The 25,604-nt window shown below is 29.9% G+C and carries 27 protein-coding genes; 8 read left to right on the top strand and 19 right to left on the bottom strand.

Annotated features, from left to right (window positions below; all coding sequences use genetic code 11):
- Positions 1–104: 104 nt before the first annotated feature.
- Positions 105–548, top strand: a complete 444-nt coding sequence (locus GVY01_RS01160; protein ID WP_017638400.1) for a MarR family winged helix-turn-helix transcriptional regulator — start codon at positions 105–107, stop codon at positions 546–548.
- 133 nt (positions 549–681) lie between these two features.
- Here the strand turns inward: GVY01_RS01160 and cydC are convergent, their stop codons facing one another.
- Positions 682–2,361, bottom strand: coding sequence for a thiol reductant ABC exporter subunit CydC (gene cydC / locus GVY01_RS01155; RefSeq protein ID WP_017638401.1), 1,680 nt, complete (start codon positions 2,359–2,361; stop codon positions 682–684).
- Complete coding sequence (locus GVY01_RS01150; protein WP_017638402.1) at positions 2,358–3,995, bottom strand: ABC transporter ATP-binding protein/permease; 1,638 nt, start codon at positions 3,993–3,995, stop codon at positions 2,358–2,360. Before GVY01_RS01150 ends, cydC begins: the two co-directional genes overlap by 4 nt.
- Before the next feature lie 218 nt (positions 3,996–4,213).
- Here GVY01_RS01150 and GVY01_RS01145 point away from each other — a divergent pair, with 218 nt between their 5' ends.
- The 4 genes from GVY01_RS01145 (at position 4,214) to GVY01_RS01130 (ending at position 7,026) form a co-directional block, all read left to right on the top strand.
- Positions 4,214–5,086: an undecaprenyl-diphosphate phosphatase gene (locus GVY01_RS01145; protein ID WP_017638403.1), complete on the top strand. Its 873-nt coding sequence runs from the start codon at positions 4,214–4,216 to the stop codon at positions 5,084–5,086.
- A gap of 224 nt (positions 5,087–5,310) precedes the next feature.
- Positions 5,311–5,994 carry a hypothetical protein gene (locus GVY01_RS01140; RefSeq protein ID WP_017638404.1) on the top strand — a complete coding sequence of 228 codons (684 nt, stop codon included), beginning with the start codon at positions 5,311–5,313 and terminating at the stop codon, positions 5,992–5,994.
- A 6-nt stretch (positions 5,995–6,000) separates the two neighbouring features.
- On the top strand, positions 6,001–6,447 hold the full coding sequence (locus GVY01_RS01135) for a YaiI/YqxD family protein (RefSeq protein WP_017638405.1): 447 nt from the start codon (positions 6,001–6,003) through the stop codon (positions 6,445–6,447).
- 12 nt (positions 6,448–6,459) lie between these two features.
- On the top strand, positions 6,460–7,026 hold the full coding sequence (locus tag GVY01_RS01130; RefSeq protein WP_017638406.1) for a TIGR00730 family Rossman fold protein: 567 nt from the start codon (positions 6,460–6,462) through the stop codon (positions 7,024–7,026).
- 72 nt (positions 7,027–7,098) lie between these two features.
- On the opposite strand, the gene GVY01_RS01125 is transcribed toward GVY01_RS01130, so the two are convergent.
- The 4 genes from GVY01_RS01125 to GVY01_RS01110 form a co-directional block, all read right to left on the bottom strand.
- Complete coding sequence (locus tag GVY01_RS01125) at positions 7,099–7,644, bottom strand: GNAT family N-acetyltransferase (protein ID WP_017638407.1); 546 nt, start codon at positions 7,642–7,644, stop codon at positions 7,099–7,101.
- A 116-nt stretch (positions 7,645–7,760) separates the two neighbouring features.
- Complete coding sequence (locus GVY01_RS01120; protein WP_017638408.1) at positions 7,761–8,057, bottom strand: hypothetical protein; 297 nt, start codon at positions 8,055–8,057, stop codon at positions 7,761–7,763.
- A gap of 251 nt (positions 8,058–8,308) precedes the next feature.
- Complete coding sequence (locus GVY01_RS01115) at positions 8,309–8,599, bottom strand: SA0632 family lipoprotein (protein ID WP_017638409.1); 291 nt, start codon at positions 8,597–8,599, stop codon at positions 8,309–8,311.
- Between the two features lie 69 nt (positions 8,600–8,668).
- Positions 8,669–9,097: a GNAT family N-acetyltransferase gene (locus tag GVY01_RS01110; protein WP_236549862.1), complete on the bottom strand. Its 429-nt coding sequence runs from the start codon at positions 9,095–9,097 to the stop codon at positions 8,669–8,671.
- Between the two features lie 143 nt (positions 9,098–9,240).
- Here GVY01_RS01110 and GVY01_RS01105 point away from each other — a divergent pair, with 143 nt between their 5' ends.
- Entirely contained in the window at positions 9,241–9,930 is a 690-nt protein-coding gene (locus GVY01_RS01105; protein WP_017638411.1) for a DUF1129 family protein, read from the top strand.
- A gap of 109 nt (positions 9,931–10,039) precedes the next feature.
- On the opposite strand, the gene GVY01_RS01100 is transcribed toward GVY01_RS01105, so the two are convergent.
- The 9 genes from GVY01_RS01100 to GVY01_RS01060 all read right to left on the bottom strand — a co-directional run bounded on the left by GVY01_RS01100 (position 10,040) and on the right by GVY01_RS01060 (position 18,599).
- Positions 10,040–10,528, bottom strand: coding sequence for a DUF456 domain-containing protein (locus GVY01_RS01100; protein ID WP_159333610.1), 489 nt, complete (start codon positions 10,526–10,528; stop codon positions 10,040–10,042).
- A 6-nt stretch (positions 10,529–10,534) separates the two neighbouring features.
- Positions 10,535–11,743, bottom strand: coding sequence for a sugar efflux transporter (locus GVY01_RS01095; protein ID WP_159333609.1), 1,209 nt, complete (start codon positions 11,741–11,743; stop codon positions 10,535–10,537).
- 41 nt (positions 11,744–11,784) lie between these two features.
- Positions 11,785–12,639 carry a LysR family transcriptional regulator gene (locus tag GVY01_RS01090; RefSeq protein WP_017638414.1) on the bottom strand — a complete coding sequence of 285 codons (855 nt, stop codon included), beginning with the start codon at positions 12,637–12,639 and terminating at the stop codon, positions 11,785–11,787.
- 84 nt (positions 12,640–12,723) lie between these two features.
- The gene (locus tag GVY01_RS01085; protein ID WP_017638415.1) at positions 12,724–13,329 is read right to left on the bottom strand and encodes a DUF402 domain-containing protein; all 606 of its coding nucleotides are present in this window, start codon (positions 13,327–13,329) and stop codon (positions 12,724–12,726) included.
- Between the two features lie 302 nt (positions 13,330–13,631).
- Complete coding sequence (locus tag GVY01_RS01080) at positions 13,632–14,111, bottom strand: cupin domain-containing protein (protein WP_017638416.1); 480 nt, start codon at positions 14,109–14,111, stop codon at positions 13,632–13,634.
- On the bottom strand, positions 14,111–14,827 hold the full coding sequence (locus GVY01_RS01075; RefSeq protein WP_026083539.1) for a YebC/PmpR family DNA-binding transcriptional regulator: 717 nt from the start codon (positions 14,825–14,827) through the stop codon (positions 14,111–14,113). The genes GVY01_RS01080 and GVY01_RS01075 overlap by 1 nt, the downstream gene beginning before the upstream one ends.
- A gap of 190 nt (positions 14,828–15,017) precedes the next feature.
- Complete coding sequence (locus GVY01_RS01070) at positions 15,018–15,377, bottom strand: transcriptional regulator, SarA/Rot family (protein ID WP_046466428.1); 360 nt, start codon at positions 15,375–15,377, stop codon at positions 15,018–15,020.
- 112 nt (positions 15,378–15,489) lie between these two features.
- Complete coding sequence (locus GVY01_RS01065; RefSeq protein ID WP_159333608.1) at positions 15,490–17,673, bottom strand: helix-turn-helix domain-containing protein; 2,184 nt, start codon at positions 17,671–17,673, stop codon at positions 15,490–15,492.
- Between the two features lie 281 nt (positions 17,674–17,954).
- Positions 17,955–18,599: a Bax inhibitor-1/YccA family protein gene (locus GVY01_RS01060; protein WP_017637229.1), complete on the bottom strand. Its 645-nt coding sequence runs from the start codon at positions 18,597–18,599 to the stop codon at positions 17,955–17,957.
- A 377-nt stretch (positions 18,600–18,976) separates the two neighbouring features.
- Between GVY01_RS01060 and GVY01_RS01055 the strand changes: the two genes are divergently transcribed.
- Positions 18,977–19,801: a LysM peptidoglycan-binding domain-containing protein gene (locus GVY01_RS01055; RefSeq protein ID WP_159333607.1), complete on the top strand. Its 825-nt coding sequence runs from the start codon at positions 18,977–18,979 to the stop codon at positions 19,799–19,801.
- A 505-nt stretch (positions 19,802–20,306) separates the two neighbouring features.
- On the opposite strand, the gene GVY01_RS01050 is transcribed toward GVY01_RS01055, so the two are convergent.
- Positions 20,307–21,317 (bottom strand): inorganic phosphate transporter, encoded by a 1,011-nt coding sequence (locus tag GVY01_RS01050; protein WP_017637227.1) that lies wholly within the window; start codon positions 21,315–21,317, stop codon positions 20,307–20,309.
- Positions 21,318–21,331: 14 nt separating this feature from the next.
- Positions 21,332–21,949 carry a DUF47 domain-containing protein gene (locus GVY01_RS01045; protein ID WP_017637226.1) on the bottom strand — a complete coding sequence of 206 codons (618 nt, stop codon included), beginning with the start codon at positions 21,947–21,949 and terminating at the stop codon, positions 21,332–21,334.
- A gap of 429 nt (positions 21,950–22,378) precedes the next feature.
- Here GVY01_RS01045 and GVY01_RS01040 point away from each other — a divergent pair, with 429 nt between their 5' ends.
- Positions 22,379–22,768, top strand: a complete 390-nt coding sequence (locus GVY01_RS01040; protein ID WP_017637225.1) for a DUF1398 domain-containing protein — start codon at positions 22,379–22,381, stop codon at positions 22,766–22,768.
- Between the two features lie 75 nt (positions 22,769–22,843).
- Here the strand turns inward: GVY01_RS01040 and GVY01_RS01035 are convergent, their stop codons facing one another.
- Both GVY01_RS01035 and GVY01_RS01030 read right to left on the bottom strand, forming a co-directional pair.
- Positions 22,844–24,733 carry an FtsX-like permease family protein gene (locus GVY01_RS01035; RefSeq protein ID WP_017637224.1) on the bottom strand — a complete coding sequence of 630 codons (1,890 nt, stop codon included), beginning with the start codon at positions 24,731–24,733 and terminating at the stop codon, positions 22,844–22,846.
- Positions 24,723–25,484, bottom strand: coding sequence for an ABC transporter ATP-binding protein (locus GVY01_RS01030; RefSeq protein ID WP_017637223.1), 762 nt, complete (start codon positions 25,482–25,484; stop codon positions 24,723–24,725). Before GVY01_RS01030 ends, GVY01_RS01035 begins: the two co-directional genes overlap by 11 nt.
- Positions 25,485–25,604 lie beyond the last annotated feature (120 nt).

The raw sequence follows: 25,604 nt of genomic DNA, 5'->3' as shown, positions 1-25,604 counted from the left end.
TGACATTGAATCACAGTGTGTTGTGAATTATATTCCGCACAACATAGACGGATTCCAATCCGAATAGAGAGAAAAACGGATAGAATGTCTGGAGGAGAACTTTAATGTCTGATCAACATAATTTAAAAGAGCAACTATGCTTTAGTTTGTACAATGCACAAAGACAAGTAAATCGCTACTATTCAAACAAAGTCTTTAAAAAGTACAATTTAACTTACCCACAATTCCTTGTATTAACAATTTTATGGGATGAATCTCCCGTAAATGTTAAAAAGGTTGTGACTGAACTAGCACTTGATACTGGTACAGTATCCCCACTATTAAAACGAATGGAACAAGTTGATTTAATCAAACGTGAACGTTCCGAAGTCGATCAACGTGAAGTATTTATTCACTTGACTGATAAAAGCGAAAAAATTAGACCCGAACTTAGCAATGCTTCTGAAAAAGTTGCAACTGCTTCATCATTATCACTTGAAGAAGTGGATGAACTTAACCGTCTTTTAGGTAAAGTCATTGATGCATTTAATGAAGCTAAAGATAATTAATTAAGCTTTTGTCATGGTAATTTAAAGTTAAAGGTTAGAATCAAACACTTTCAAAGTATAAAAATGCTCTAAAGTACATCTCAGTGCTTTAGAGCATTTTTATTTTTCTAGAAACTATCAATCACATTTTTACTCATTGGTTCAATTGAGTTATTTTATATAAATATCCTTTATTTTGGATAAGTGAATGATAACTACCTGCTTCTTTGATTTCACCATCTATCATAATTAAAATTTTATCAAAATATGGTAATAAACGTAAATCATGCGTAGCAACAATTAATGTTTTAGCTTGTTTATCAATTAATGTCATCAATTGATCCGTACGATGAGTATCTAGACCAGTAGTTGGCTCATCTAAAATCCATATATTAGCTTGATTTTTTAATAATAAACGTGCCATGCTTAATCGTTGAATTTCTCCGCCTGATAAAGTATTTCCATCCATTGTTATTTCTTGATTTAAAGCTAAATGACTCAAATTTAACGCTTTTAACGTATGCCACATATCATCTTCATCACAATCTGTCAGTAAATTATCTTTGATGGTTCCGTCGAATAATTGTTGTGATTGTAGTAATGCATTGATTTGATGATATTTTTCTTCCTCTTTAATTTGAAATACATCTGTTTGATTTAACGTTACCTGTCCGCTGCTTACTTGATATAATCCTAACAAAACATGTAATAGCGTACTCTTACCGCTACCAGATGGACCGATAATAGCGACACGTTCACCTTCTTTAATATGAAATGAAACATGATTCAATACTGATAGTTCTTGATTGTCATATTTAAATGTTACATCTTTTACTTCATATAAATCATGTTCATTAGTTTTGTCTGAATCTGTATATAGATGTTCTTTGGATATATCATCGTTTTGAATAACTTCATTAATTTCTGATAACGATTGATCTGTATCTGCTTTATAAAAAGCTACATTACTCATTGGTACAGCTTGTTCAAACAAAGTTAATATCATTAATACAATACTGGTTAAATATACAACATCTAAAGAGTGTGTATGGACTTGAATAGCGCCCAAAACTAATGTAGCAAAAATTGATACCATAGCAATGATATTTAGTAAATAATCATAAACAGTTAAAAATCCCTGTTCTTTACTTTGCAATGCATCATATTGTTGTAAATGTTGTAATACATCATTCTTATAATCTTCGTCCTTATTAAAGCGTTGTAATTCTTGAAATCCTTCACGATAATCAAAAAATCTTGTTAAAAATTGTCTTTGTTGGTGTGATACTACTGTCTTCAATTTACGTGCCCTTTTAGCACTTAAAAATGGAACAAGCCATAATGTCAATATCATACTCGCTGCAATTAATATTGCATGTGCTGGGGAGATGAATAAATACACTGCTATCGTTATCAATGCAGTTATTCCTATGACAATAGGCGGATAATAAACTCTTAAGTATATGTTTTGTAATGCTTCTACTCTACTTACCATACGTGAAATTAAATCGCTAGAATTATATTTTCGATAAACATCTGGTACTACTCTAACCAGTCCTTTAAAGAATTGTGTTCTTACATTTCTTAACATAGTAAAGGTCGTACGATGAGAATATAATCTTTCATAATATCGAGATATCGCTCTTAAAAAACCAAATAGTTTAACCGAAACAACTAACACCATTAAAGCATATAATGGAGCTCCTAACGCACTTTCAGTAACCATATATCCACTTAGAAAGAACATCGCTAAAGCAACTAAACTCCCCACGACACCTATAGCTATTGCTATTACTAAATCTTTATCAATTTTAAATTGAATTCGTGACTTCATGATTCATCACCATTTTCTTTAACATTAACTGAAATATTTTTATCATCTTTAATAATCTCACCATCATGTATATATAAACGTCGTGTTGCTTGTCTAATTGTGGAGTCTCTATGAGCAATTATAAGTTGCGTCGTTGCTTTAAATTGATGATGCATCACGCTTTGAATCACTTGTTCCGTTTCTATATCTAAACCAGTTGCTGGTTCATCAAGTATGACTAAGTCTGGTTCCATTACAAGTAAACGACACAATTCAATTCTTCTCATCTGCCCACCAGATAGCATTTCTCCACCATCACCAATTAGCGTATGGATTCCATTTTTTAAAGATTGTACTTTTTCTTTTAATTGCACTTGCTCTAATGCTTCTAAAATAATGTCATCACTAATGTCATTAAACATTGAAATATTTTCTTTAATTGAGGCAGTAAAAATGTATGGGCGTTGACTTAAAATACCTATTTGCATTTGATCATATTTATATGAGACATGACCTTCTGTAGGTTTAAGAGATTGACTTATTAATTTAGCAAAAGTCGTTTTACCTGCCCCACTTGGTCCAACTAATGCGATGTGTTCATGTTCATTAATATCGAGAGTGACATGTTTAATTGAGAAGTCATTCCCCTTTTTATTACTATATTTAAACATGATATTGCTTAAGCTTATAAGTGGGGATTGGTTTGTATGATAATAATTTATAAGTACACCATTTTCTGATGTACTTTCTAAATATTCAAATACAATATCACTTGCACCTTCACTTTGTTTGCCCGTATGAAACGCTTGTCCTAAATCCTTAATGGCATTATAAAATTCTGGAGCTAAAATAATAGCGATTGCTGCTGTTTTAAAATCAATCGTATGAAAAACAACGAGACTCAGTGCTGCTTCTAATGCTACAAGTCCAATTCCTAATAAGCTGATAAACTCTAACATTAAACTTGATAAAAATGCACTTCTCAAAATTTTCATTGTTAAATCTCTAAAATGTGTACTATCTTCATAGATTTTATTTTCCGTTTGTTTTGTTCGGTTAAATAATTTCAAAGTGATTAACCCTTGTGTCATATTGAGAAATCGTTGTCCAAATTGATTTAAATAAGTCATTTGATCCTTAGATTCATCACGAGTTTTCAACCCAAATATAATATAAAATAATGGAATGAACGGTGCAGTTATGATCATTATCAATGCTGTGTTTAAATGAACAAAGCACATCGCAATCATAATAGCTAAAGGAATCATCATTGACTTAAATACTTGCGGCAAGTAACTTTGATAAAATGGTGCAATACCATTTATTGTCTCTGTTAAAAGTGTCATTTCCTCACCAACTGATTGTGTTGATTGGTGGTGAATCACTCGTTGACGCAAGTCATGTTTAACTTTAATAGATAAACGGTTACCTAATAATTGATTACAAAAATTCAAAGTTGCACGTATCATCAATACTACAAAAATAAAACTGAGTATAATCATTGGCGATTGTTTTACTTTAAATAACATTATATTTAAAAAGTCTGCTATTGCTATATTCTGTAAAACTACAAATAATGCTAACAATATACATACTATTAGCATTAATGCAGGATAAATTTTATACTTAAATACTAATTGCATTAATTTTTTCACTAGATATTCACCTGATTTTTATTATAATCTCTATATTAAAGATTGAAAGATTAATGTACAACGATAGTGCTTTTGACAATTATATGACGACAAATCTTTCTCATACTTTGGTCTAGTGTTATTACTATTTGTAGCGTGCTTTGAAATGAGTATGCTATTATTATATGGTGAATTTGAAATAGTCAAAAAAACATTTAATATATGAAAGTAGGTACATTATGTTATTACTTGAATTAATCAAGGGGCTTATTTTAGGTATCGTAGAAGGTCTAACTGAATTTGCTCCTGTTTCCTCTACAGGACATATGATTCTTGTTGATGATATGTGGTTAAAGTCCACTAAATTTTTAGGTGAGCAATCAGCTTTCACTTTTAAAGTTGTTATTCAATTAGGTTCTGTATTTGCGGCAGCATGGGTGTTCAGAGAACGTTTCTTTGAAATATTACATATTGGGAAACATCAACCTGAGCAACAAGCGACTACTGGACGTCGTTCAAAACCAAAAAGATTGAATTTGATGCATGTTTTAGTAGGTATGATTCCAGCTGGTATTTTAGGTTTCTTATTTGATGATGTCATTGAAAAATATTTATTTAGTGTACCAACAGTTATGATTGGTCTTTTCCTAGGCGCAATCTACATGATTATCGCTGATAAGTATTCTGAAAAAGTAACTCATCCACAAACTGTAGATCAAATTAATTATTTCCAAGCATTCGTTATTGGTATTTCTCAAGCCATTGCTATGTGGCCAGGGTTCAGTCGTTCTGGTTCAACGATTTCAACTGGTGTCTTAATGAAAATGAACCATAAAGCGGCATCTGACTTCACATTTATCATGTCAGTACCAATCATGCTTGCAGCAAGCGGATTATCTTTATTGAAACATTATGAATATATTCATTTAGCGCATATTCCATTTTATTTATTAGGTTTCTTAGCTGCATTTATTGTAGGTTTAATAGCAATTAAAACATTCTTACATCTTATTAATAAAATCAAATTAGTACCTTTTGCAATTTATCGAATTATATTAGTAGTTGTCATAGCTATCCTTTATTTCGGTTTTGGTATAGGTAAAGGTATCTAATTAAACATTTTTAAGACTAATTACCGTTGAGAACAAGTTACTTTTCTCAACGGTTTTTTTCTTACTTAACATTAATAAATAATACAATGTTAATTTTAAATCACGCCCTTCAACAAAATTATCTTTCAAACCAAATTTCGTACATTATTGTTACCAACAGTAGTTTATTTTCATGTATCATAGGGTATGGATAAAAATAGTAAAAATTAATGGAGGCAACGAGTATGGACAAAAAGAAACTCATAAAAACAGCAATTAATGTTTTACCTATCATCATCGTTCCGTTAGTCGTAGAACGTAAAAAAATAAAAGATCATCCTGATGTTAAAAAAGCGACTGATGCTACATCTAGAGCAGCATCTAAAACAACATCTGCTATTTCTAACAAGACTTCTGACGTTAAGACATACGTTGGTGACAAGAAACAAGAATTTGATAATAAACGTGAATTGAAAAAAATCGCTAAAGAAAATGACCCAGCTTATATTGAGAAAAAAGGCGAAAAGTTAGCGAAGCAAAATCGCAAAGAAGCAGACAAAATGGATAAAAAGCTTCAAAAAAATATTGAAAAACGTCACAAAGAAGAAGATAAACAACGTGAAGAAAACGAAAAACAACGTATTAAAGATATGAAGAAAACTCAAAAATACGAAGAAAAAGTAGGATTAACACCAGGTAAGCTTGATGAAAAAACTGAGAAAAAAGGCGAAAAGTTAGAAAAAGAAAATCGTAAAGAAGCTAAAAAGATGGAGAAAAAGCTTCAAAAACAAATCGAAAAACGCCATAAAGAAGAAGATAAACTACGTGAAGAAGCCGACAAATCTAGAAAAAAAGAATTTAAAAAATATAAAGATTACACAGCTAAAAGTGTAGTTAAACAAAATAAAGAAAATAATAATGAGGCTTAATCTTTCATGACACGCATTATTATTGACGGAGATGCTTGTCCAGTTGTTAATTCAGTGATTGATTTAACACAAGGGACAGGCATTTTTGTTACAATTATACGTAGTTTTAGTCACTTCTCAAATCAAATTGAACCTAAACATGTAAATACTGTCTATGTGGATGATGGTCCTGAATCGGTAGACTATAAAATTGTCCAATTATCATCTTCAGAAGATATCGTTATTACACAAGATTATGGTCTAGCTAGTCTATTACTCAACAAAGTAAAGTATGTCATGCACCATAAAGGATTTATATTTAATAATAATAATATTCAACAATTGCTAGACCAACGTTATATTAATGCTCAAATTCGTAAGCAAGGAGGCAGACATAAAGGACCTCCCCCATTTACGAAACAGGATAAACAACACTTTGAACAACAATTTAATAAGCTTTTACATCAACTTTAATGGAGGTACATAATGAAGAAAATTGCAGTTTATTGTGGCGCAAGCAAAGGAAAAGATGACACATACGTTAAAGAAGCATATGAACTAGGTAAATATATGGCTGAAAAAGGTTACGAATTAGTTTTCGGAGCTGGATCTGTGGGTATTATGGGCGCTATTCAAGATGGCGTTTTAGACCATGGTGGTAAAGCGATTGGTGTAATGCCAAAAATGCTTGATGAAAAAGAAATTACTAGCCAAAAAGTAAGTGAACTTATTTTAGTGGATTCAATGCATGAAAGAAAAAATAAAATGACTGAGCTTGCTGATGCTTTTGTTATGGCTCCGGGTGGTGCCGGCTCACTAGAAGAATTCTTTGAAATGTATAGTTGGGCTCAAATTGGTATTCATCAAAAACCAATTGGCGTATACAATATCAATGGTTTCTTTGAACCATTACAAGGGTTAATCGATCATATGATTAAAGAAGGATTTATTGATGAAAAATATCGTCAACTCGCTCCACTCTTCGATACTAAAGAAGCGTTACTTGAAGGTTTACTCAATTATAAACCTTTAGGCGTTCGTACTTATGATTAAATAATTTCTGTTAAAACCAAAATACCCCACTAGAATTTATTCAAAAAATAATTTCGAGTGGGGTTATTTCAATTATTTATCTAAATCAATCACATATCTCACATGTCTTTTCAAAGGATGATACTTACTCAAGTTAGGGAATTCAAAATGATCATAAAATGACATTCCTATTTTTTCCATGACTTTTCTTGAAGGTAGGTTTGTTTCAGCAGTAAAACTATAGACTTTAGAAATGTCTTTTTCTTTAGCAAATTTAAGTACCGCTTCTGCACCTTCAGTGGCAATACCATTTCCCCAAACTTCAGGAATCAAACGCCACCCTATTTCATAAAGTGGTAATTCTTTAAATGGATACTCACTATCTTTAGGAATATAATTTAATCCTATAAAGCCAAGCCATTCATTCGTTTCTTTCAGCTCTACTGAGAATAGACCAATACCATAATCTTTAATAATTTGGTCCATTTTTTTCATATCTAATTCAGAACGACGATAACTCAATAAACTTGGGAAGTATCTTCTGACTTGTGGGTTAGCATTCATTTTTTGAAAAGGTAATAAGTCTTTTTCTTCCCAATCTCGTAATTTCAAGCGCTCAGTTTCAATATAAACAACCATTTTTTACACTCCATTACTACGTAAATACATCATTATATACATTTTATAATAAAATTAACGCGCTATGAAACAGTAAGATTCACATCGCGCTATAATTCGTTTATTAAAATTTTGATTTAGCTTTTAGTTATATAACTGATAAGTTCAATATTAACTGGAATTTCTTTTAAATGATCACGTTGATTTTTTGGTGCTGTAAATGTAGCATCAATAAAATCATTCTGATGATCTAAGTGATATGTTGCAACAAATGTATCTGTATCTGATTCAAAATTAGGCAAGTGCGCAATTACACGTTTAATTTCACCTGTAGAATCAACAACATGTCTACCTGTAATATTTTCTAATTCTCTACCTAATTCTGGTAGCGTTAGCGCTTTTCCCTCTAAAATACTAAAATCCTGTTCATGCATGGCTCTTCTCTCCTCTTCACATTTTTGAAAATGATGACAATAATCATATTAATCTTTATAGTTTATTTTTATTATATATATTTATCCATTACGATACCCATTTTTTTCGTATATCAAACTTTACGTTCAAGACGATATTAAGTTGATATTTTAATCATATCATATTCTATTCTGTTGAAGATGATGCTTTTGATTAGATTTATTGCTGGTTCTGTCCTGATTTAAAATTTGTTACTTCTTTAATGTTGTTCTTAATTAGAAGATGTTTTATTCTTCTCGCTTTTATTAGTATCCTTATCATCACTATTATCAGAACTAGTTGATTGACTTGAAGCAGAGTTATCAACTTCTTTTTGTAATTTATCTTGTTTATCTTTTAAATCGTCTTTTTGTTTATTTAACTTTTTCTTTTGTGATTTTAATGATTTGTTTTCTTTTTCTAATTTATCTACACTCTTTTCTAATGTCGCTTTCTCCTGACTTTTGCCACATGCGGATAACATTAGCGTTGCAGATAAAAATAATACAATCCACTTTTTCATGTTAAACTCCTTTAAAAACAGTTATAAATATAATTCATTTTATCATGAAATAATAATTTAATCATTTTTCTACTTTAAATCTTTCTTCATTTTAATATGTGTATCTTCATAGCCTATTTGGTGATTCAAGTTTAACATAGCTTGATTTTTCGTATTTATTGTACTTTGTATTGTTTGGGCTCCTTCTTTCATGGCCCAATCTTCTAGTGCTAACTTTAATTGTCGTGCAAAACCTTGACGCCGATATTTAGGATATACAAACAATAATTCAATTGTCACAACCTTAGTTTGTTTTTCAAAATGCCCCCATATTAATGCTTGTAGTTCTTGATTATCTTCAATGATTAATATCATATCTTGGCAATGCCGTAATCTAGCATTAATCATTTCAATTCTTAATGCAATCGATGTACTTGTTGCTTTATAATTTGCTTCTTGAGATTCTAATAATTTTTCGTGTATCGTTGCTACCTCGTTAATTAACTTTTGATTACTCAAATTCAACTGTCTCATCATTTACTCCTGTATTTCATATTATAATCATTGTATTTCTATGGTATGATTAAGCATAATAAAATTATCAATTTAATGTATTGGTAAGTCTTACTTAAAATTATTTTTAAAGGAGCGCTTATGCACTCATGAAGTCTACAGCTCAATTAGCTAAAGAGAATAATGTGAAGTCTTTACGTTTAAATAATACGGATAGAGAAATTTTTGAAAACTACATGATATATATTCGTTCTGATTTAAGTGTAAACCCACATGATTCAGAAGTGATGTTGAATCGCATATTAAAACACTTAATCAGTGCAGAAGGTAAAGGTATGTTAGCTATGGAATTCTTTAACCATAATCCTAAAATGCATGCCAAAAAGCAATTAAAAGAACTTCCAAATGAAACAGTAAAGAATATCTTTAAATATATTTATCAACATTTCGTATTACTAATTGGTATTTTCTGTTTCTTAAAAGGGTTTATAGGTTTCTTTATTGGTGGAGATAGTAACTATCTTTATCTATATACATTTCCTATTACAGTGATAGTTGGCTTATTTATCATTTTCTTATTTATATGGATGATATTTAAAACGATTCAGTTACAATGCTTTAATAATTCAAATTGGGTATGGTTATTAACTTATGCCGTAATTGCGCTATTAATTGTCGCATTGTTTTATGTATTTTTTATACCTCAATCCTTTTTAGCATTTGGTCCTTATATCAATGTTAGTAATTGGTCATTTATTATTATTTCCGCCATTATCACACCTATTTCATTTTATATTGATCATCACTATTTTAATAAAAATTCAAATACGATTATGTAATGTTCACGAATTGATGGCCACATTTTCTAATTGAATTTAACATCTTTGAAATAAATAAGAAGGCAATTTCTACTAATAATTATAGAAATTGCCTTCTTATTTATTCTCACTAATTTAATATAAAAACATCTAAAATAAACCATATCACCATAATAAACATCACAATAGCTTGAGCAATTGTACTGGCTAAAAACGCAATAATCGATCCAAAACTTACTTTAATCGCTTTTTTCAAATCATACCCTTGTATTAACTCGATAATAAGTACTAATACAAACGGTACAATGATAATACCAATTGGCGGAACTACAAAGCATCCAATGATCACGCCAATAATAGCCCCATATTCACCAAATTTAGATCCACCATATTTTCCAACAAAGTATTTATTCATTAGAAAATCAGCTAAGAATATCAAAATGGTAAAAATAACCATTGCGATATAGAACACCCAAGATAACCTTCCGTTGTGAAATCCAAATTGATAAATAAGAAAACCTACCCATAAGACTAAAACTGAAGGAATGACCGGTTTAACTAAACCGACAAAAGCTAAAATAAATGCAATTGTAATTAAACTCCATAATAATACCGTCATTATTAACTACTCCATATCTGATATAGTAATTTTTTGATCTTTCGTTAAAAAGATTAATATAATCCCTAAGAACAATGATCCTGCTGACACATAGAAAACATTTTCCAAGCCAACCCATCCACTCATCATACCACCTAATAAGTTACCACATAACTGCCCAATAACCATTGCGTTGGCAAATAATGTTGAAGCATAACCTGGGAAATCCGGTAAAATATCTTGGAAGTAGCTTATGCCAATTCCTAATAATATAGCTAAGAAAAAGGCTAAAAATAATTGACCAATCAACATCATATAGAAATTTTTAAATAAACTAATACTAAAATAGAAAGCCCCGCCGAATATACCACCATAAATAAGTAACGTACGTGTTGGGAGTTTTGTAGATAATACGCCTAAAACGACCATAAAAGGTACTTCTAAACCTGCACATAAACTTGCTAAATAACCAACGTAGCCTTCCTTTTCGTGAAGATAATCAGTTACGAATAAAGGCATGTTCATTGTATACATCCATTGTCCAATATGTAATAAAATAAAAGCTAAAAACGGGATCAATAGTGTCTTATCTTTGAACATATTAGGCGCTACCTTCTCAACGTGTTGTTGTTGAGTAATAGGTTGTTTGATGTTTAAATTTTTATAGAAGAACACTTGTAAAATTAATGTAAATAAAATAATAGAAACTGTTCCGCCAAATAAACCTGAGTAACCATTCAATTCAATTAGTTGCGCGCCAATAAATGGACCAAATAAGAAGCCTAGTGAGAACATTGAACGTAATACTGTATTAGCAAATTTAGCCTTTTTACGCGAACTTGAAACGTTAATAGATTCTCTCGCAGATGCATAAAGTTGTGGCATTGCCGGAGCGAATAAACCTTGGAATAAAGCATAAAGGATTATAAATAATAAGATATCTTTTACAAAGAAATAAATGGAAAAGCTAATTGCTCCCATCATTAATGCTGTAATTATAAGATATTTTCTATTTATGTTATGAGTATCTGAAAATCTTGCAATAATCGAATTAACTGTAAATTGGCTTATAGCTGCTAATGCTAGTAACACACCATACTGTTTGGTGGTCATACCTAAATCCTTTGTCGCAAACAAAACAAGGTAGGGTACTGTTACAGCGATACCCATACCTAATAACAACATGTTCAAAACAAACAACTTATAATTCTTTATATATAGTAATTCTTTAAACATATGACTAACCTCTATTCATTATATGAATCAACTCATCTTATTTAACGTATAAAGTTCAACATTAAATTAACAAATGAATCTACTTGTGGTAACTGTAACATGCTTTGATCATAACTCATATAAGTCGAACGAATAAGTGGATCATTATCAATCGTCACTTTTTCAAATCCAAACATATTTTTATCAATATTTTTCATCATTATTTCAGGTAATATAGTTACACCCACACCACTAATTAGCATTTCTTTACAAGTGGCAACTTGGTCAACGGTAATGGTCGCATGATAGTCTTGTTCTAAATTATCGTTATACCATTGTTTAATTTGATTTATATAAATTGGGTCAGCTTGAAATTCTATAAAAGGCAACTTTCCAACCTCTTCACGTCTATCTTTAGGATAGATAAAATAATGATCGTCATTAAATAAGTGTGTGTTGGATAAATTCATGACTTTGTTTCCTCTAGTAATCATGACGTGATAGTCTCTATGATTTGCCTTAATTTGTTCAGTAGACCCAACTTGTACCTGAATTTCAACATTAGGAAATTGGGTATTATATAAGCTTAATACTTCTGGTAATAGTGTTTGACCTATTAAAGAAGAACAACCAATAGAGATCGTTCCGTTAACTTCCCCAATATGCGCCTGCATTTTATCAAAGAATAAACGCTCTCTCTTTAACATATCGCGTGCATGTTCAATAATCATTGCACCTTCAGTTGTTGTTATGAGTTGCTTTTTCGTTCTAATAAAAACGTCTACACCAAATGAACTTTCAATTGCTTTTAACCGTTGTGTGACAGCTGGCTGTGAAATATATAATATTTCTGCTGCTTTACGTAATGTTTTTGTTTCGTCTAATGTTATTAATAAACGATAATCATCAATTTTCATAGTGTCCCCCTAAAATATACCGTTTCCGTAAAATCCTATAATCAATGATGTTTGTTATATTTATTTTGTTTGAGAAAATCATTCTTATTTTTTATCGTGTTGTTTAACTCGCTGTGGCTTTTTATTTTTAAATGGATGATTGTGTTTATTTTTCTTATATTTTTGATTTATTTTGTGATAACATTTCATAACTTTACTTTGAACATCATCAAAGTTTTCAACTATTTCAATCATTAATTGATGTGCAATAATATATGCTTCATGATATTGTTTTTGACTAATTTGCCCATTTTGTAATGCAAACAATAAATCATCTTCATCAACTAACTCGTATGAACCATCTGGTAATACTAATACATCTAAGCATAAATCTAGTGTACGTGCATTTCCTTTTTGAGTAATATTTTTAATATTGATATCAAAATAGTATTCTAATGGATTCCCCTTATCATCAAACATAACGGTTAAACTATATCTCTTTTTTTCCGGTAATATTTGTAACCATTTATAATTATCATCTGCGACTATTATATTTTGACCAACTACCGTCACCTCTAAAGGTTCACGTACTTTCTTCATCGTGACCAAGCCTATAATACCTTTAAATCTATTATTATTAACTTTAACCTCTGTATATTCTCTCTCGATCAGGCGACGCCAGTGACGTTTGTCTATATATTTTACTTTCACAGTCACCAACTCCTTGTTTTCATTATATAAAAATGGTTCTATTATGTCATCATATGCTAAATTAGGTCATATTTTCGTAAATTCATTTAACTATATTCTACTACATATCGAGAAAATTTACTTTAAAACGACTAAATTACTATGATTTAATTTAATATGAATCCTAATATATATAATGATTACACATAAATATCAATTTTACATTATTTATGTTTACAATATTTTGTTAATTAAAAGTATAAAAAAAGATACCTATGTGAACTAATCTATTTCACATAGGTATACTGAATGCAATTATTTAATTATTTATGTTTTAATGCATATTTATCTATTACAGTTTGATGTTCAGGATACATTTGATTTAATTCATTTCTTTCAAACAACTCAAATTGTTCATATTCAAATGCCGGCTGACACATACAGCCTACTAAACAAAATCCTTCATCATGTTCAAGTGAAGATGCGAATATTGTTCTTTTTGGAACTGTATATTGCATTACCTCACCATCTTCTATATTAGGTCCTAACTGCACAGATTCATATTTACCATCAGGTGTAATCATATGAATCGTTAATGATTGACCATCATGATAATACCAAACCTCATCTGCATCTATACGATGGAAATGTGAAATATCATTGGGTGTTAACAAAAAGTATATACTGCTAAATGCAGCTCTATTTGTCTCTGTTGATGGTTGACGTATACTTTCTTTGAAATAACCACCTTCTGGATGAGGGGTTAAATTCAACGAATCAATCCAATACTGTGCGTTTTTCATTATTTTAAATCCACATTATGGAATACATTTTGAACATCTTCCAAGTCTTCCAATGCATCTACAAGTTTTTCAAAAGTTTCTTGGTCTTCTGGTGATAATTCAATATCTGTTTGAGGTAACATTTCAAACTCAGCAACTTTGAAATCTTCAACACCAGATTGACGTAATGCATCTTGAACTTGAGCAAATTGATCTGGTTCCGCATAAACAATTGTTAAACCATCATCATCAATGACATCTCTAACATCAACATCTTGTTCCATTAATTCTTCTAATACTTCGTCTGCTGATTTACCTTCAATACCGAAAGTAGCAGTATGGTCAAACATATATGCTACTGATCCAGATACACCCATATTACCGCCATTTTTACCAAAGGCAGCTCGTACGTCTGAAGCAGTTCTATTCACATTATTTGTAAGCGCATCAACAATAATCATTGAACCACTAGGACCAAAACCTTCATATCTTAACTGATCATAGTTTTCTTCTCCAGCACCTTTAGCTTTATCTATTGCTTTATCAATGATGTGATTAGGTACTGAATATGTTTTAGCACGTTCTAATACTAAACGTAAGGCTTGGTTAGATTCAGGATTGGGTTCACCTGATTTAGCTGCCACATATATTTCTTTACCGAATTTGGCATATATTCTACTTGTATTTTTATCTTTTTGAGCCTTTTTTTCTTTAATATTATTCCACTTACGTCCCATTATGGTCATCTCGCTTTCATTCTCTATAATTAACATTCTATATTATACATGATTTTTAGTCGTTAATATACCTCTTACATTGTATCAATATATCATTAAGAATAAACCTCCCCCTTCATAAAGTACAAAGTAAAATAAAGCATAAAAAAATTAGCTCCTATCAATTAGGAACTAACTTATATGTAGAATTCTAAATATTTAAATATTCTTCAACATCATCGAATAAAGCATTAAATTCTTTCATGTTGTCTTGGTTCATATATAAATATATTTTTCTTTCATCTTCTGTCGATCTGACTTTATTTAACTTACCTTTTTCAATCAGTTTACGAATTGATACTAATAATTTAGTTCTACTCAATTCTAATTCTGAAATAGCAATTTTTAAAAATGTTTGCATTAACATTTGATCTTTTTGACAATTTTTTTCTGCCAAGTCTAGTACTGCTAAATCATTAAGAGTCAATTTATATTTTTGATCTATATATTCAGACAATGCTTTATATTGTTTATAAAATTCAAATAACTTTTCTAACTTTTCTTTATTCAAAAGACTTGCACCCCCAAATATAAACAGACAACATATAACAACATTATCCTAAATATCTAAAAATCTGTCTTTCCTATTTGTTTTTAATCTGTTGTCAAAATTACCGATAAATTTAAATTGAGTTGTGCAATGTCTTTTTCACTTTATATTCTTCCTTGAAAATTGTAATCATATAAAATGAATTATAGCCTAAGTTAATTTCTAGTGAACATTGGGTAAAATCATGTTCAATAATTTCAATTTTAGGTTTAAAGTAGTAATCAACTGTATCTAAAAATTGACTCGTCCATTCATACTTATTTCTTAAATCTTTTGAAATTAAATGATTAAGATTGCCGCTATAACTATTTATCTTTCCTATGAAAATTAAATGGTTTTTATATGTTGGCATTTCATTGAAACTGATATATACATTGCTATCTCCGTACTCTTCGTCAGCAGATTCATTTTCGATGACTCTCCAATCGTATAAATACAATACATATCGATCTTCTAACTCTACTTTCTTATAGTAGCTAGCATCCACAAAATCTCGATTAAACAAAATAGATATTTCATTAAATATTAATCCAAATGTCGTCTTAAAACCTTTTGCATCAAATAAATGCAATGCATTAAAATGATTGGGATTATGAAATAGATTGAAACCTAAACCTGTAAAAGATTCTGTTAAGGACGATATTGTTTCAATGATTAAAGGAGCACTATTACTTAAATCATTATGCTTATCATTAATTAACTGATGATTTTCTACATTTAATAAAAACATCTTCTCTTTCACAAAATCAACTTCATTTATTATTGCCTTTAGATTTTTTATTTGAATTTCATTTTTTAATAATAATCTTTCATTTCCCTCTGTTAAGTAAGAGGTAGTTAGTTTCGCATTATCAATAAATAGATATTCAAATTTTAGTCTTTTAATTTGAGATTCTATTGCTTTAAGCATCACTGGATCATCTATTAAACATGATATATCTAAACCGATGACATGATTAATATTTAAATCCTGAAACTTAATAATATCTTTATAGATTTCACGAATTTCTTTATCATCCAAATTAAAGACTGAAATAACTTCGTATGGATAAGGTATGTCCTGCTTACTATTCTTAAGTTTGAGTAGCGCATCGCTAAAACAAACACCTATACTATCGATAACTTTATAACTATCAATATTAAAAGCGACTCTCAACCCTTTTTTGATAATAATTTCTACAATATTTCGTTTATCTTCATACGTCATTTCATTACAGATTTCTGAAAGTGTAGGAACGATATAAAAAATAACTTCTGTTCTTGAAAATTCAAATTTATCTAACTTGTTATAAAGGAAGGTATATTTTAATTCTTCTATCGTTTGAATTTGAATCACGCTTTGAAACGATTTAGCTTTCTTTATCTTTCCTTCATCTAATTGTATATCTTCATATTTTTCGATCTTATGTTGTTCTACTAATTTTTCAATATAAGGTTTTAAAGATTCTGAATCTTCATCAGTATCTATATTTATCTTAAACATAATATTCTTATCATATTTTGAAAGTTTTCGATAATCGTTAGGTGTCACACCTAAGTACCCTTTGAACATTTTTGAAAATGTTGACATACTACTAAATCCTAAAATGTCACTAATATGACTAATCGTTTTATTAGTTGTTAGTAATAACTCAATTGATTTGTTAATTTTCAGAGTATCAACATATCTTTTGAAGCCCATACCTATTAATTGATGAAACTGGGAAGAAATATTTGATTTTGATGTGAAAAGTTCAGTAGAAATATCTTTTAATGTCAGTCTTTGTTCAATATGGTTATCTATATATTCTAATTCTTCTTTCAAATCAATATAATACGTATAATTATATTGATCGATTGCTATACTCTTATCAACTTTTGCTTCTGTACCTATAATCTGAACTATTTTAGTCGTTAATTCGTCAAGTACCTCTCGATAGTCTTCATTAATATTTCTAAGTACTAACTGTAAAACTAAGTCTTTAAGTTTATTAGAAGATTTAATCAAATTGGCTGTATATTGAAAATCAAAAAATGAAAAATTTTGTTCAGCGAACCAATCACTGGTTAAATAAAGCATAATCACTTTGCCATTAGTATTTAAACTAAATACATCAGCATTGTTAATAATATAGATCTCGTTATTAATCGTCTTTTGTTTACGAAATTTTTGAATATGCATATCACCTTCTATTGGCCAAAATAAAATAATACCATCCTGGCACCTTGTCGTTGGATATTCGACATTAGAAAGTATACGCAAGTAAGAATTTGGCATAACTCTCCCTCTCTTTTCTAGTAAAACCAATACATCTTCTAAACTTAATTATTATTCTAAATTCTTAATCTAAACAATTTAACGCAATTATAACATGCAGACAAAAAATATACTTGTTTATATATCTATAAATAATTAAGTAATAAAGCAATATAAATATATTTAATAAAAAAAGATGTGACGTTTATTTCCTTATAACTCATATTAAAGAATAAAAAGGAATAATTTTGAATCAAAACAATGAGTATCACGTCAACATCTTTGTCTTAAATGGTATTTTTTTATCGAAATCGATTTGCCAATCTTAATATATCTTTAATGATATTTAATAAGTTAATAAACAAATTGAAACCCATTTCCCTTGGAGAAAATTGTCCTCGTTTCATTCTATTAAAATCATAAAGTGTATATAGTAGAAATAATAATAAGCTTACTACTGTAATAACTGTGTGAAAAATTGGATTATGAATGAATATTCCGATAATACTTGCAATAATAAGCGCTAATAATGTGACAAATAAATAACGTCCCATACTAGAAGCATCATTAATTAGAAAGAAACCAACAATACCAAAGGCAATAAATGCACCAATTGCTAATATAATATTCTTATAAAATACGTCTGGACCAAGGTTTTGTAAATAACTTGTGAACATGGCATATGATAAAAGACCTAATATAACAGCATATATATGAGAAATGACAATGCCATACTTACGTGCACGTTGGAATACTAAAGTGATTAACACTAAGACCATTAAGGCTAAAGATAAAGGTCTTCTCCATTCCATTGGTAAGTATTGTCCGAAATAACATCCTATTCCGAAGATAATCCAATAATACATAAAGAATAGCCATACTTTTGCATATGCATGTGACCGTTGTTTATCTTTTGTTTTACTTGTGTGCTGTGTAGTTTGTGACATATGGTTTTGCTCCTTCATGTAATGTTTACATTAATGCGTTGATTTTACATTTATAAATTATCTTTAAAACGCTACAATAACTAAATCGATAGAATTAGTCAACATTCTATACTAATTATACACTTTGTTACAATTTATCAAACTTCTATATTAAAATTTTCATTTAAAAATCGTCTTCAAAACTGTCGTATCAGCCTTTATTGTTTAAAAATAATTCAATTTCTAATTGTTAACAATATTACAAGATAATAACAAACCACACAAAGCCCTATATTTTTGTTAGTATGGGTAGCGTAGTAAAAAACGAAAAAGCAATTATACATAGTAATCATTCATTTCTATGCTAATAATTAAAGCAAATTTAAGGAGGAGTCACTTTGAAAAAGTTAGCCTTTGCAGTAACAGCCGCTTCAGGCGCAGCAGCAGCACTTTCTCATCAAGATGCCGAAGCTTCTACTCAACATAAAGTTCAGTCAGGAGAATCATTATGGACTATTGCTCAGAAATATAATACTTCTGTTGATAGCATAAAACAAAATAACAATTTAGATAATAATATGGTATTCCCTGGACAAGTCATATCAGTAGGTGGAAGTGCTTCTCAAAGCTCTAATTCAAACACTTCTTCACAATCTGGTTCACCTTCAACACATACAGTAAAATCTGGCGAATCATTAAACATTATTGCTAATAAATATGGCGTATCAGTAAATGAATTAATGTCAGCGAATAACTTAAATGGTTATTTAATTACACCAAACCAAACGTTAAAAATTCCTAATGGTGGTTCAGGTGCAGGTGGCGCTGGCGCTGGATCTGGTGGTGCTACTGCTACTACAGGCAATACAAGCACACAATCACCTTCTTTCAATCACCAAAACTTATATACTGAAGGACAATGTACTTGGTACGTCTTCGATCGTCGTTCTCAAGCCGGTAAACCTATCAGCACATACTGGTCAGATGCTAAAAACTGGGCTACTAATGCAGCTAATGATGGTTATCAAGTAGACCATTCACCTGAAGTAGGCGCTATTATGCAAAGTGTTCCTGGCGTTTATGGTCATGTTGCGTATGTTGAACGTGTTAATGGTGACGGTAGTATCTTAATTTCAGAAATGAATTATACTAATGGACCATACAATACAGATTACCGTACAATTCCAGCTTCAGAAGTATCAAGCTATTCATTTATTCATTAATTAAATACTTAAATATTGATATATATTTATAAAACTACCAACAAAGTTTAATTTTTGTTGGTAGTTTTTTTGTCTTATCTTAATAGATATACAATTATTATGAAGTTGATACATAAAGTTCTAATGCTTTGGAAATCAAATTAACGTTTTCCAAAAGCAGTAGTTTCCTTAGAAGAGACCTAACATAGAGTATTCTAAAGAGAAATGCTGCAAGCAACGCAAGTTGAGCATACTTCTCAATTCGACAATATTTAAGAAACATCACAAATATCCACATTGAATAAATCATTTTATAAGAACTACTACCCCATAGTATAAATATTAGTTCTTAATCATCATTCATTTCTTCTCTAAATCTAATACCATTTGTCCTAACCTCTTAAAAATTATAAGTATCTATTCAACTATTTTAATTCAATAGGTAGTTTTCAAGTATACAAAAAAGAAGGTTGGAAATATTTTAATGATTATCTCAACCTTCTGATTAATATCGCTATGTTATATATTATTTTAAGAAGAAATGCATAATAAAGTATACAATCGCAGCTAATATAGCTGAAATTGGTAATGTTATTACCCAAGTAATTATCATACGTTGCGCTGTGCTCCATCTAACACCTTTTGCACGGTTTGAAGCACCAACACCTAAGATTGATGAAGAAACAACGTGTGTTGTTGAAAGTGGGAAATGTAATGATGATGCTACGAAAATAGTTAAGGCAGATGATAAGTCAGCTGCTGCACCATTAGCTGGTCTAATTTTCATAATGTTACCACCAACAGTTTTGATGATTTTCCAACCACCTATTGCAGTACCAAGACCCATTGCTGTAGCACATGCCATTTTAACCCATAATGCTGGTTCAACATTAGAACCATTTTGGATATTAGCAACGATTAAAGCTAACGTAATAATACCCATTGATTTCTGAGCGTCATTTGTACCATGTGAAAATGATTGTAACGCTGCTGTAAATATTTGAAGAAATCTAAAGTTACGATTAGTACGTGTTAAGTTAGCGTTTTTAAATACTACTTTAACAATTGAGTACATAATAAAACCAACACAAAATGCAATAACTGGAGACACAATTAATACAATAATAATTTTAGTAAATCCTTGATAATGTAATACTCCAAATGATCCTTCAGATGCAATCGCTGCACCTGCAATTGAACCGATTAATGCGTGTGATGATGAACTTGGAATACCATATAACCAAGTAATTAAGTTCCATGCAATTGCTGCGATAATAGCTGCTAAAACAACGACTAACCCATGTTGTAATTTAAATGGGTCAACAATATCTTTAGTGATTGTACCAGCAACCCCAGTAAATGTTAACGCACCAATAAAGTTCATGACTGCCGCTAATAAAATGGCTGTTCTTGGAGTTAATGCTCTGGTAGATACGGCAGTAGCTACAGCATTGGCTGTATCATGGAAACCATTGATAAAGTCAAATATTAATGAAAATATAACTATAGCTATCGTGACGATTAAAATATATTCCATAAGTGAGGACTCCCTTAGCTATTTTTCATGATTATAGTTTCAAAATTATTCGCGACTGTTTGGCATTTATCTGCAATTTCTTCCATGCTTTGATAAATATCTTTTATTTTAATTAATGTGATTGGATCTGTCTCACTATTGAAGATATGTTTTATAGATTGTCTTAAGATACCGTCACAGTTCGTTTCAAACTCTTTAATATTAATTGAGTGAATACGCATGTGAGATAATTTTTTATCTACTAATAAACCTACAGCAAGTTTCATTTCTGCTACTGCTTTTTGAATATTATCAACAAATTCAGCCATGAATTCATCTGTATATTCAATTGAATACATTTCAAACATTCCTGAAGTTTCTTCCATAGCATCTAATACATCATCAATTGCGTTACATAAAGATAAAATATCTTCACGTTCAATTGGCGTGATAAAAGTCTGGTTTAAATCAGTAATCACTTGATGCATTAATTCGTCACCATGAGATTCGTAAGTTTTGATATTGTCAGAATATGCTTTTAAATCTAAGTGTGTGTTGAAATCCATTTTTCCAAACTCGATTGCAGCACGGTCAAGATTGAAAACCATTTCTTCTAACTGAACCATGAACTTATCTTTTTTCTTACTAAACATTCAAAATCCTCCATTTGAGCGATTGTTACCAATCACATTCATAAATTTTTACTCCATAAGATATGTGGAACACATTTACAATTTTCAGAAAAAAGGAGATTCACTTTTTCATTATGTAAATATTTTGTAAATCATAGTTATAAGCAATGATGTTTGCGTTCAAATAAATTGCGTTTTGTTCCTACTTGAAAATATCACAAAATTTACATAACTACAATTCAATTTACAAATTCTTAACAAATACGCAATTAAAATTTTACATACCTTCTTCATTATGCCCAAAACGGGTATAATGACAATTCCACTTTATAATTTAACGTTTTATATAATGACTTTCAATTATTTTCCATGAACTAATTATGGATCATAAATTTTGCTATTATATCCCTACCATTTTATAATAACAATACTTAACCAAAGGAGACTACAATGGAATTTACATTAAAAGCGATTCAAGATGCACATAGTAAATATACTGGACCAGATTTTCCAAAGCTATTTAAAGCTTTTAAAGATATGGGGATGACAACAAATATCGTTAACATTCAACAAGGTACATCAACATATATTAATACCGAGAAACAAACGATTACTACAAATGGTGTTAAAGCGACACATGATGTGGCAACGTCTTCTCATTCTAGTAGCGTCAAAGATATACTTAAACGTCACCAAAATGGGGATACAGACTTCCCTACTTTTTGTGAAGAAATGGCACAAGCTGGTATATATAAATGGGATATTGATATTAATGCAGGTACTTGTTCATACATTGATTTAAATGAACAAACGATTGTAAGTGAACAAATACCTCAATAGCAATATTAATTATTATAAAAAAAGGATTTCATACAGCGTCTTATAAACGATGTTAATGAAATCCTTTTTTATATTCTATATTGAATGCCTGATTGTTCTTTTTGAATGGTTATATGCTGCCAATGCAAATATAGCATAAATAGCTGTATATACTGCCATGACAATAAAAATTGGTGTTTGGTTTGTAGAACCTAATAATGTCATAAATGCTAGAGAAGCAAAGTAAGCATGTAATAATGCAATCACTAAAGGTAAAGCAAAGTTGAAGAATACTTTAAGTTTTAAACCTTTTGCCATATCTTGATAAGTAAAACCTAATTTCCGTAATATCGAATAATTTTCTATTTCATCTTCAGTTTCATCTATTTGTTTAATATAGATAATACATCCGGCAGCAATTAAAAAAGTAACCCCTAAAAATGATGTAACAAATAATAATACTCCTGTTAAGCTTGAAATTTCACTTGCAGCTTCACTTCTAGTTTCAATATTCTTATCCACATTTTTAACAGCATTTTGTAATTCCGGCATATCTTTTTTATGCTTAATATCAAAACCGTATTGGGATACAATATCTTTTGCTTCAGTATGATTTCTTAAATACTGGTAGTCTTTATCATTCAAAACTAAAGTTGGTCCACCTAAGTCTACATCACTCATGAAATATATTTGATTAATTTCTTTGTATAATTTAACTTTTATCGAGTGTTGTTTTGTACCTAATTTGGTTTCACCATGTTTTTTGTATTTCATCATATCGCTGACTTTACCTTCAGGTGCAATAATATCAGTATATCCTTTAGATACTTCAACATTAGGTATATATTTATCACTCGTTACTGCTACTTCATAAGGTTTAGCAATCCCTTTTTCGAACAATTTGTCTTTAAATAATTTGCTGTATACAACTTCCTTATAGTTGTAAAAATGTTTAATATTTTTATTATTTAACTCATAAGCTAACTCATTAGCCTTATCTTTATCTTTTAACGTAACATCATGTGGAGAATTTAGTAATACTTCATTCGTTAACGTACCTCTACTGATAGCTGCAAAACACAATACAGATACTGTTATTGCAGAAATAATAGTCATAACTGTAAGAGAAAATGCATTTTTCTTAATACGATACATAATTGGAGCAGTAAACATTACATCATGAATACTTACAGTATCTTGTCTTATCTTTTTAATTGCTTTAAAAATTAACGAAACTGTACTTCTATAGAAGAAATATGCACCAATGACGGTACAAATTAGAATAACAAATGGTTGAATTAAGCCATTAAAATGTTCTACAACTCTGGTAGATAGATAATAACCAAACAGAATCATAATGATACCTAGTATCCCTAAAATTAAATCACCAATAGTAAACTGATTGTGATTAATTTCTCGCTTTGTCATATTTGAAGCTAATTCTGTAATGGAACGTCTTCTTATATAAAGATAACTTTGACTAACAGTCAATATGTACGCAACTAAAATTAATAGAAGTGCTTGTATTATAGCCGATACACTAAAGATAATTGAAACGGTGATATTAATTCCAAGTAATCTTAATACAATCATTAACAATATTTTTGATCCAAAGATTCCTATAATAATACCTAAAATAGAAGTAGTTATAAATATAAGCAACTGTTCTATCATAATCATTTGCATAATATTAAATCTAGAAAGACCAATCGTTTGAAACAACGCAAATTCACGTCCACGTCGCTTTAAAAACAATAGATTCGCATATAAAATAAATACGATAATCAGTACAAAAAGAAAATAACTACCTATTTGCGATCCTTCTTTAATAATTGGATAATTTTGTTTTCCATATAAATGATGTGCATATTTTAAAGTGATAAAACTAAAATAAAGGACTACGCTAATTACTAATGAAAATAAATAAATCGCATAATGTGAAAATTTTTGTTGGAAATTTTTAAAAACAATTTCTTTAAAGGTCATAATTCACTCCACCAAGCACACTTTGTGTTCTAATAATCTCATTATAAAATGTCTGTTTATTATCTTCACCTTGGAATATTTCTGTGAATATCCTTCCATCTTTTAACATCACTACACGATTCGAATAACTTGCGGCTACAGGATCATGTGTAACCATAATAATTGTTGTATTAAATAATTCATTCATCTTAGTTAATCTTTTTAATAAGTCTTGCGTACTTTTTGAATCTAACGCTCCTGTTGGCTCATCAGCAAATATAATGGAAGGATTTGTAATAAACGCTCTTGCTGCAGAAGTTCTTTGAATTTGACCGCCTGAAAGTTCAGAAGGATATTTATCACTAACATCCTTAATATTTAAAGCTTCTACAACTTTTTCATACCGTTCCTTCATTTCTTGTTTGGGTATTTTCTTAACAGATAGCGGTAGCATAATATTCTCTTTTACTGTTAATGTATGTAAGATATTATAATCTTGGAAAATAAAACCTATTTCCTTTTTACGTATATTAGATAAATCTTTATTAGATAATTTATCCAACGCTTGACCATTTAATTTTATTGATCCTTGTGTAGCATAATCTATAGAGCTAAGTACATTCAATAGCGTTGTCTTGCCAGAGCCTGAAGGACCCATAATCGATATAAATTCGCCCTTATCAACTGACAAATTAATATCATGTAGTATTTCTTGAGAAGAATGTTGATTTCCATATATTTTAGTTAATTGATTTACTTCTAATATTGTCACGTTAACACTCCTAATAATCACTGCTCAATCACATTGCAATGAGGTTGAAACATAAAGTTCTTGTGCTCTGGGAAACTTGATTAACGACGACCCAAAAGCAGGATTTTGCCCCGACCTCTT

The organism is Staphylococcus sp. 8AQ (assembly GCF_902506595.1).
Lineage (GTDB): Bacteria > Bacillota > Bacilli > Staphylococcales > Staphylococcaceae > Staphylococcus > Staphylococcus pasteuri.
Note: the sequence above shows the minus strand (reverse complement) of the source record. Positions and strands in the feature narration are given on the sequence as shown.

Coding starts and splice junctions, on each gene's coding strand:
- GVY01_RS01135 (WP_017638405.1), top strand. CDS start 6,001: ATGACACGCATTATTATTGACGGAGATGCTTGTCCAGTTGTTAATTCA.
- GVY01_RS01080 (WP_017638416.1), bottom strand. CDS start 14,111: ATGAAAAACGCACAGTATTGGATTGATTCGTTGAATTTAACCCCTCAT.
- GVY01_RS01065 (WP_159333608.1), bottom strand. CDS start 17,673: ATGCCAAATTCTTACTTGCGTATACTTTCTAATGTCGAATATCCAACG.
- GVY01_RS01115 (WP_017638409.1), bottom strand. CDS start 8,599: ATGAAAAAGTGGATTGTATTATTTTTATCTGCAACGCTAATGTTATCC.
- GVY01_RS01105 (WP_017638411.1), top strand. CDS start 9,241: ATGAAGTCTACAGCTCAATTAGCTAAAGAGAATAATGTGAAGTCTTTA.
- GVY01_RS01140 (WP_017638404.1), top strand. CDS start 5,311: ATGGACAAAAAGAAACTCATAAAAACAGCAATTAATGTTTTACCTATC.
- GVY01_RS01120 (WP_017638408.1), bottom strand. CDS start 8,057: ATGCATGAACAGGATTTTAGTATTTTAGAGGGAAAAGCGCTAACGCTA.
- GVY01_RS01090 (WP_017638414.1), bottom strand. CDS start 12,639: ATGAAAATTGATGATTATCGTTTATTAATAACATTAGACGAAACAAAA.
- GVY01_RS01145 (WP_017638403.1), top strand. CDS start 4,214: ATGTTATTACTTGAATTAATCAAGGGGCTTATTTTAGGTATCGTAGAA.
- GVY01_RS01095 (WP_159333609.1), bottom strand. CDS start 11,743: ATGTTTAAAGAATTACTATATATAAAGAATTATAAGTTGTTTGTTTTG.
- GVY01_RS01040 (WP_017637225.1), top strand. CDS start 22,379: ATGGAATTTACATTAAAAGCGATTCAAGATGCACATAGTAAATATACT.
- cydC (WP_017638401.1), bottom strand. CDS start 2,361: ATGAAGTCACGAATTCAATTTAAAATTGATAAAGATTTAGTAATAGCA.
- GVY01_RS01075 (WP_026083539.1), bottom strand. CDS start 14,827: ATGGGACGTAAGTGGAATAATATTAAAGAAAAAAAGGCTCAAAAAGAT.
- GVY01_RS01035 (WP_017637224.1), bottom strand. CDS start 24,733: ATGACCTTTAAAGAAATTGTTTTTAAAAATTTCCAACAAAAATTTTCA.
- GVY01_RS01050 (WP_017637227.1), bottom strand. CDS start 21,317: ATGGAATATATTTTAATCGTCACGATAGCTATAGTTATATTTTCATTA.
- GVY01_RS01160 (WP_017638400.1), top strand. CDS start 105: ATGTCTGATCAACATAATTTAAAAGAGCAACTATGCTTTAGTTTGTAC.
- GVY01_RS01130 (WP_017638406.1), top strand. CDS start 6,460: ATGAAGAAAATTGCAGTTTATTGTGGCGCAAGCAAAGGAAAAGATGAC.
- GVY01_RS01045 (WP_017637226.1), bottom strand. CDS start 21,949: ATGTTTAGTAAGAAAAAAGATAAGTTCATGGTTCAGTTAGAAGAAATG.
- GVY01_RS01125 (WP_017638407.1), bottom strand. CDS start 7,644: ATGGTTGTTTATATTGAAACTGAGCGCTTGAAATTACGAGATTGGGAA.
- GVY01_RS01100 (WP_159333610.1), bottom strand. CDS start 10,528: ATGACGGTATTATTATGGAGTTTAATTACAATTGCATTTATTTTAGCT.
- GVY01_RS01060 (WP_017637229.1), bottom strand. CDS start 18,599: ATGTCACAAACTACACAGCACACAAGTAAAACAAAAGATAAACAACGG.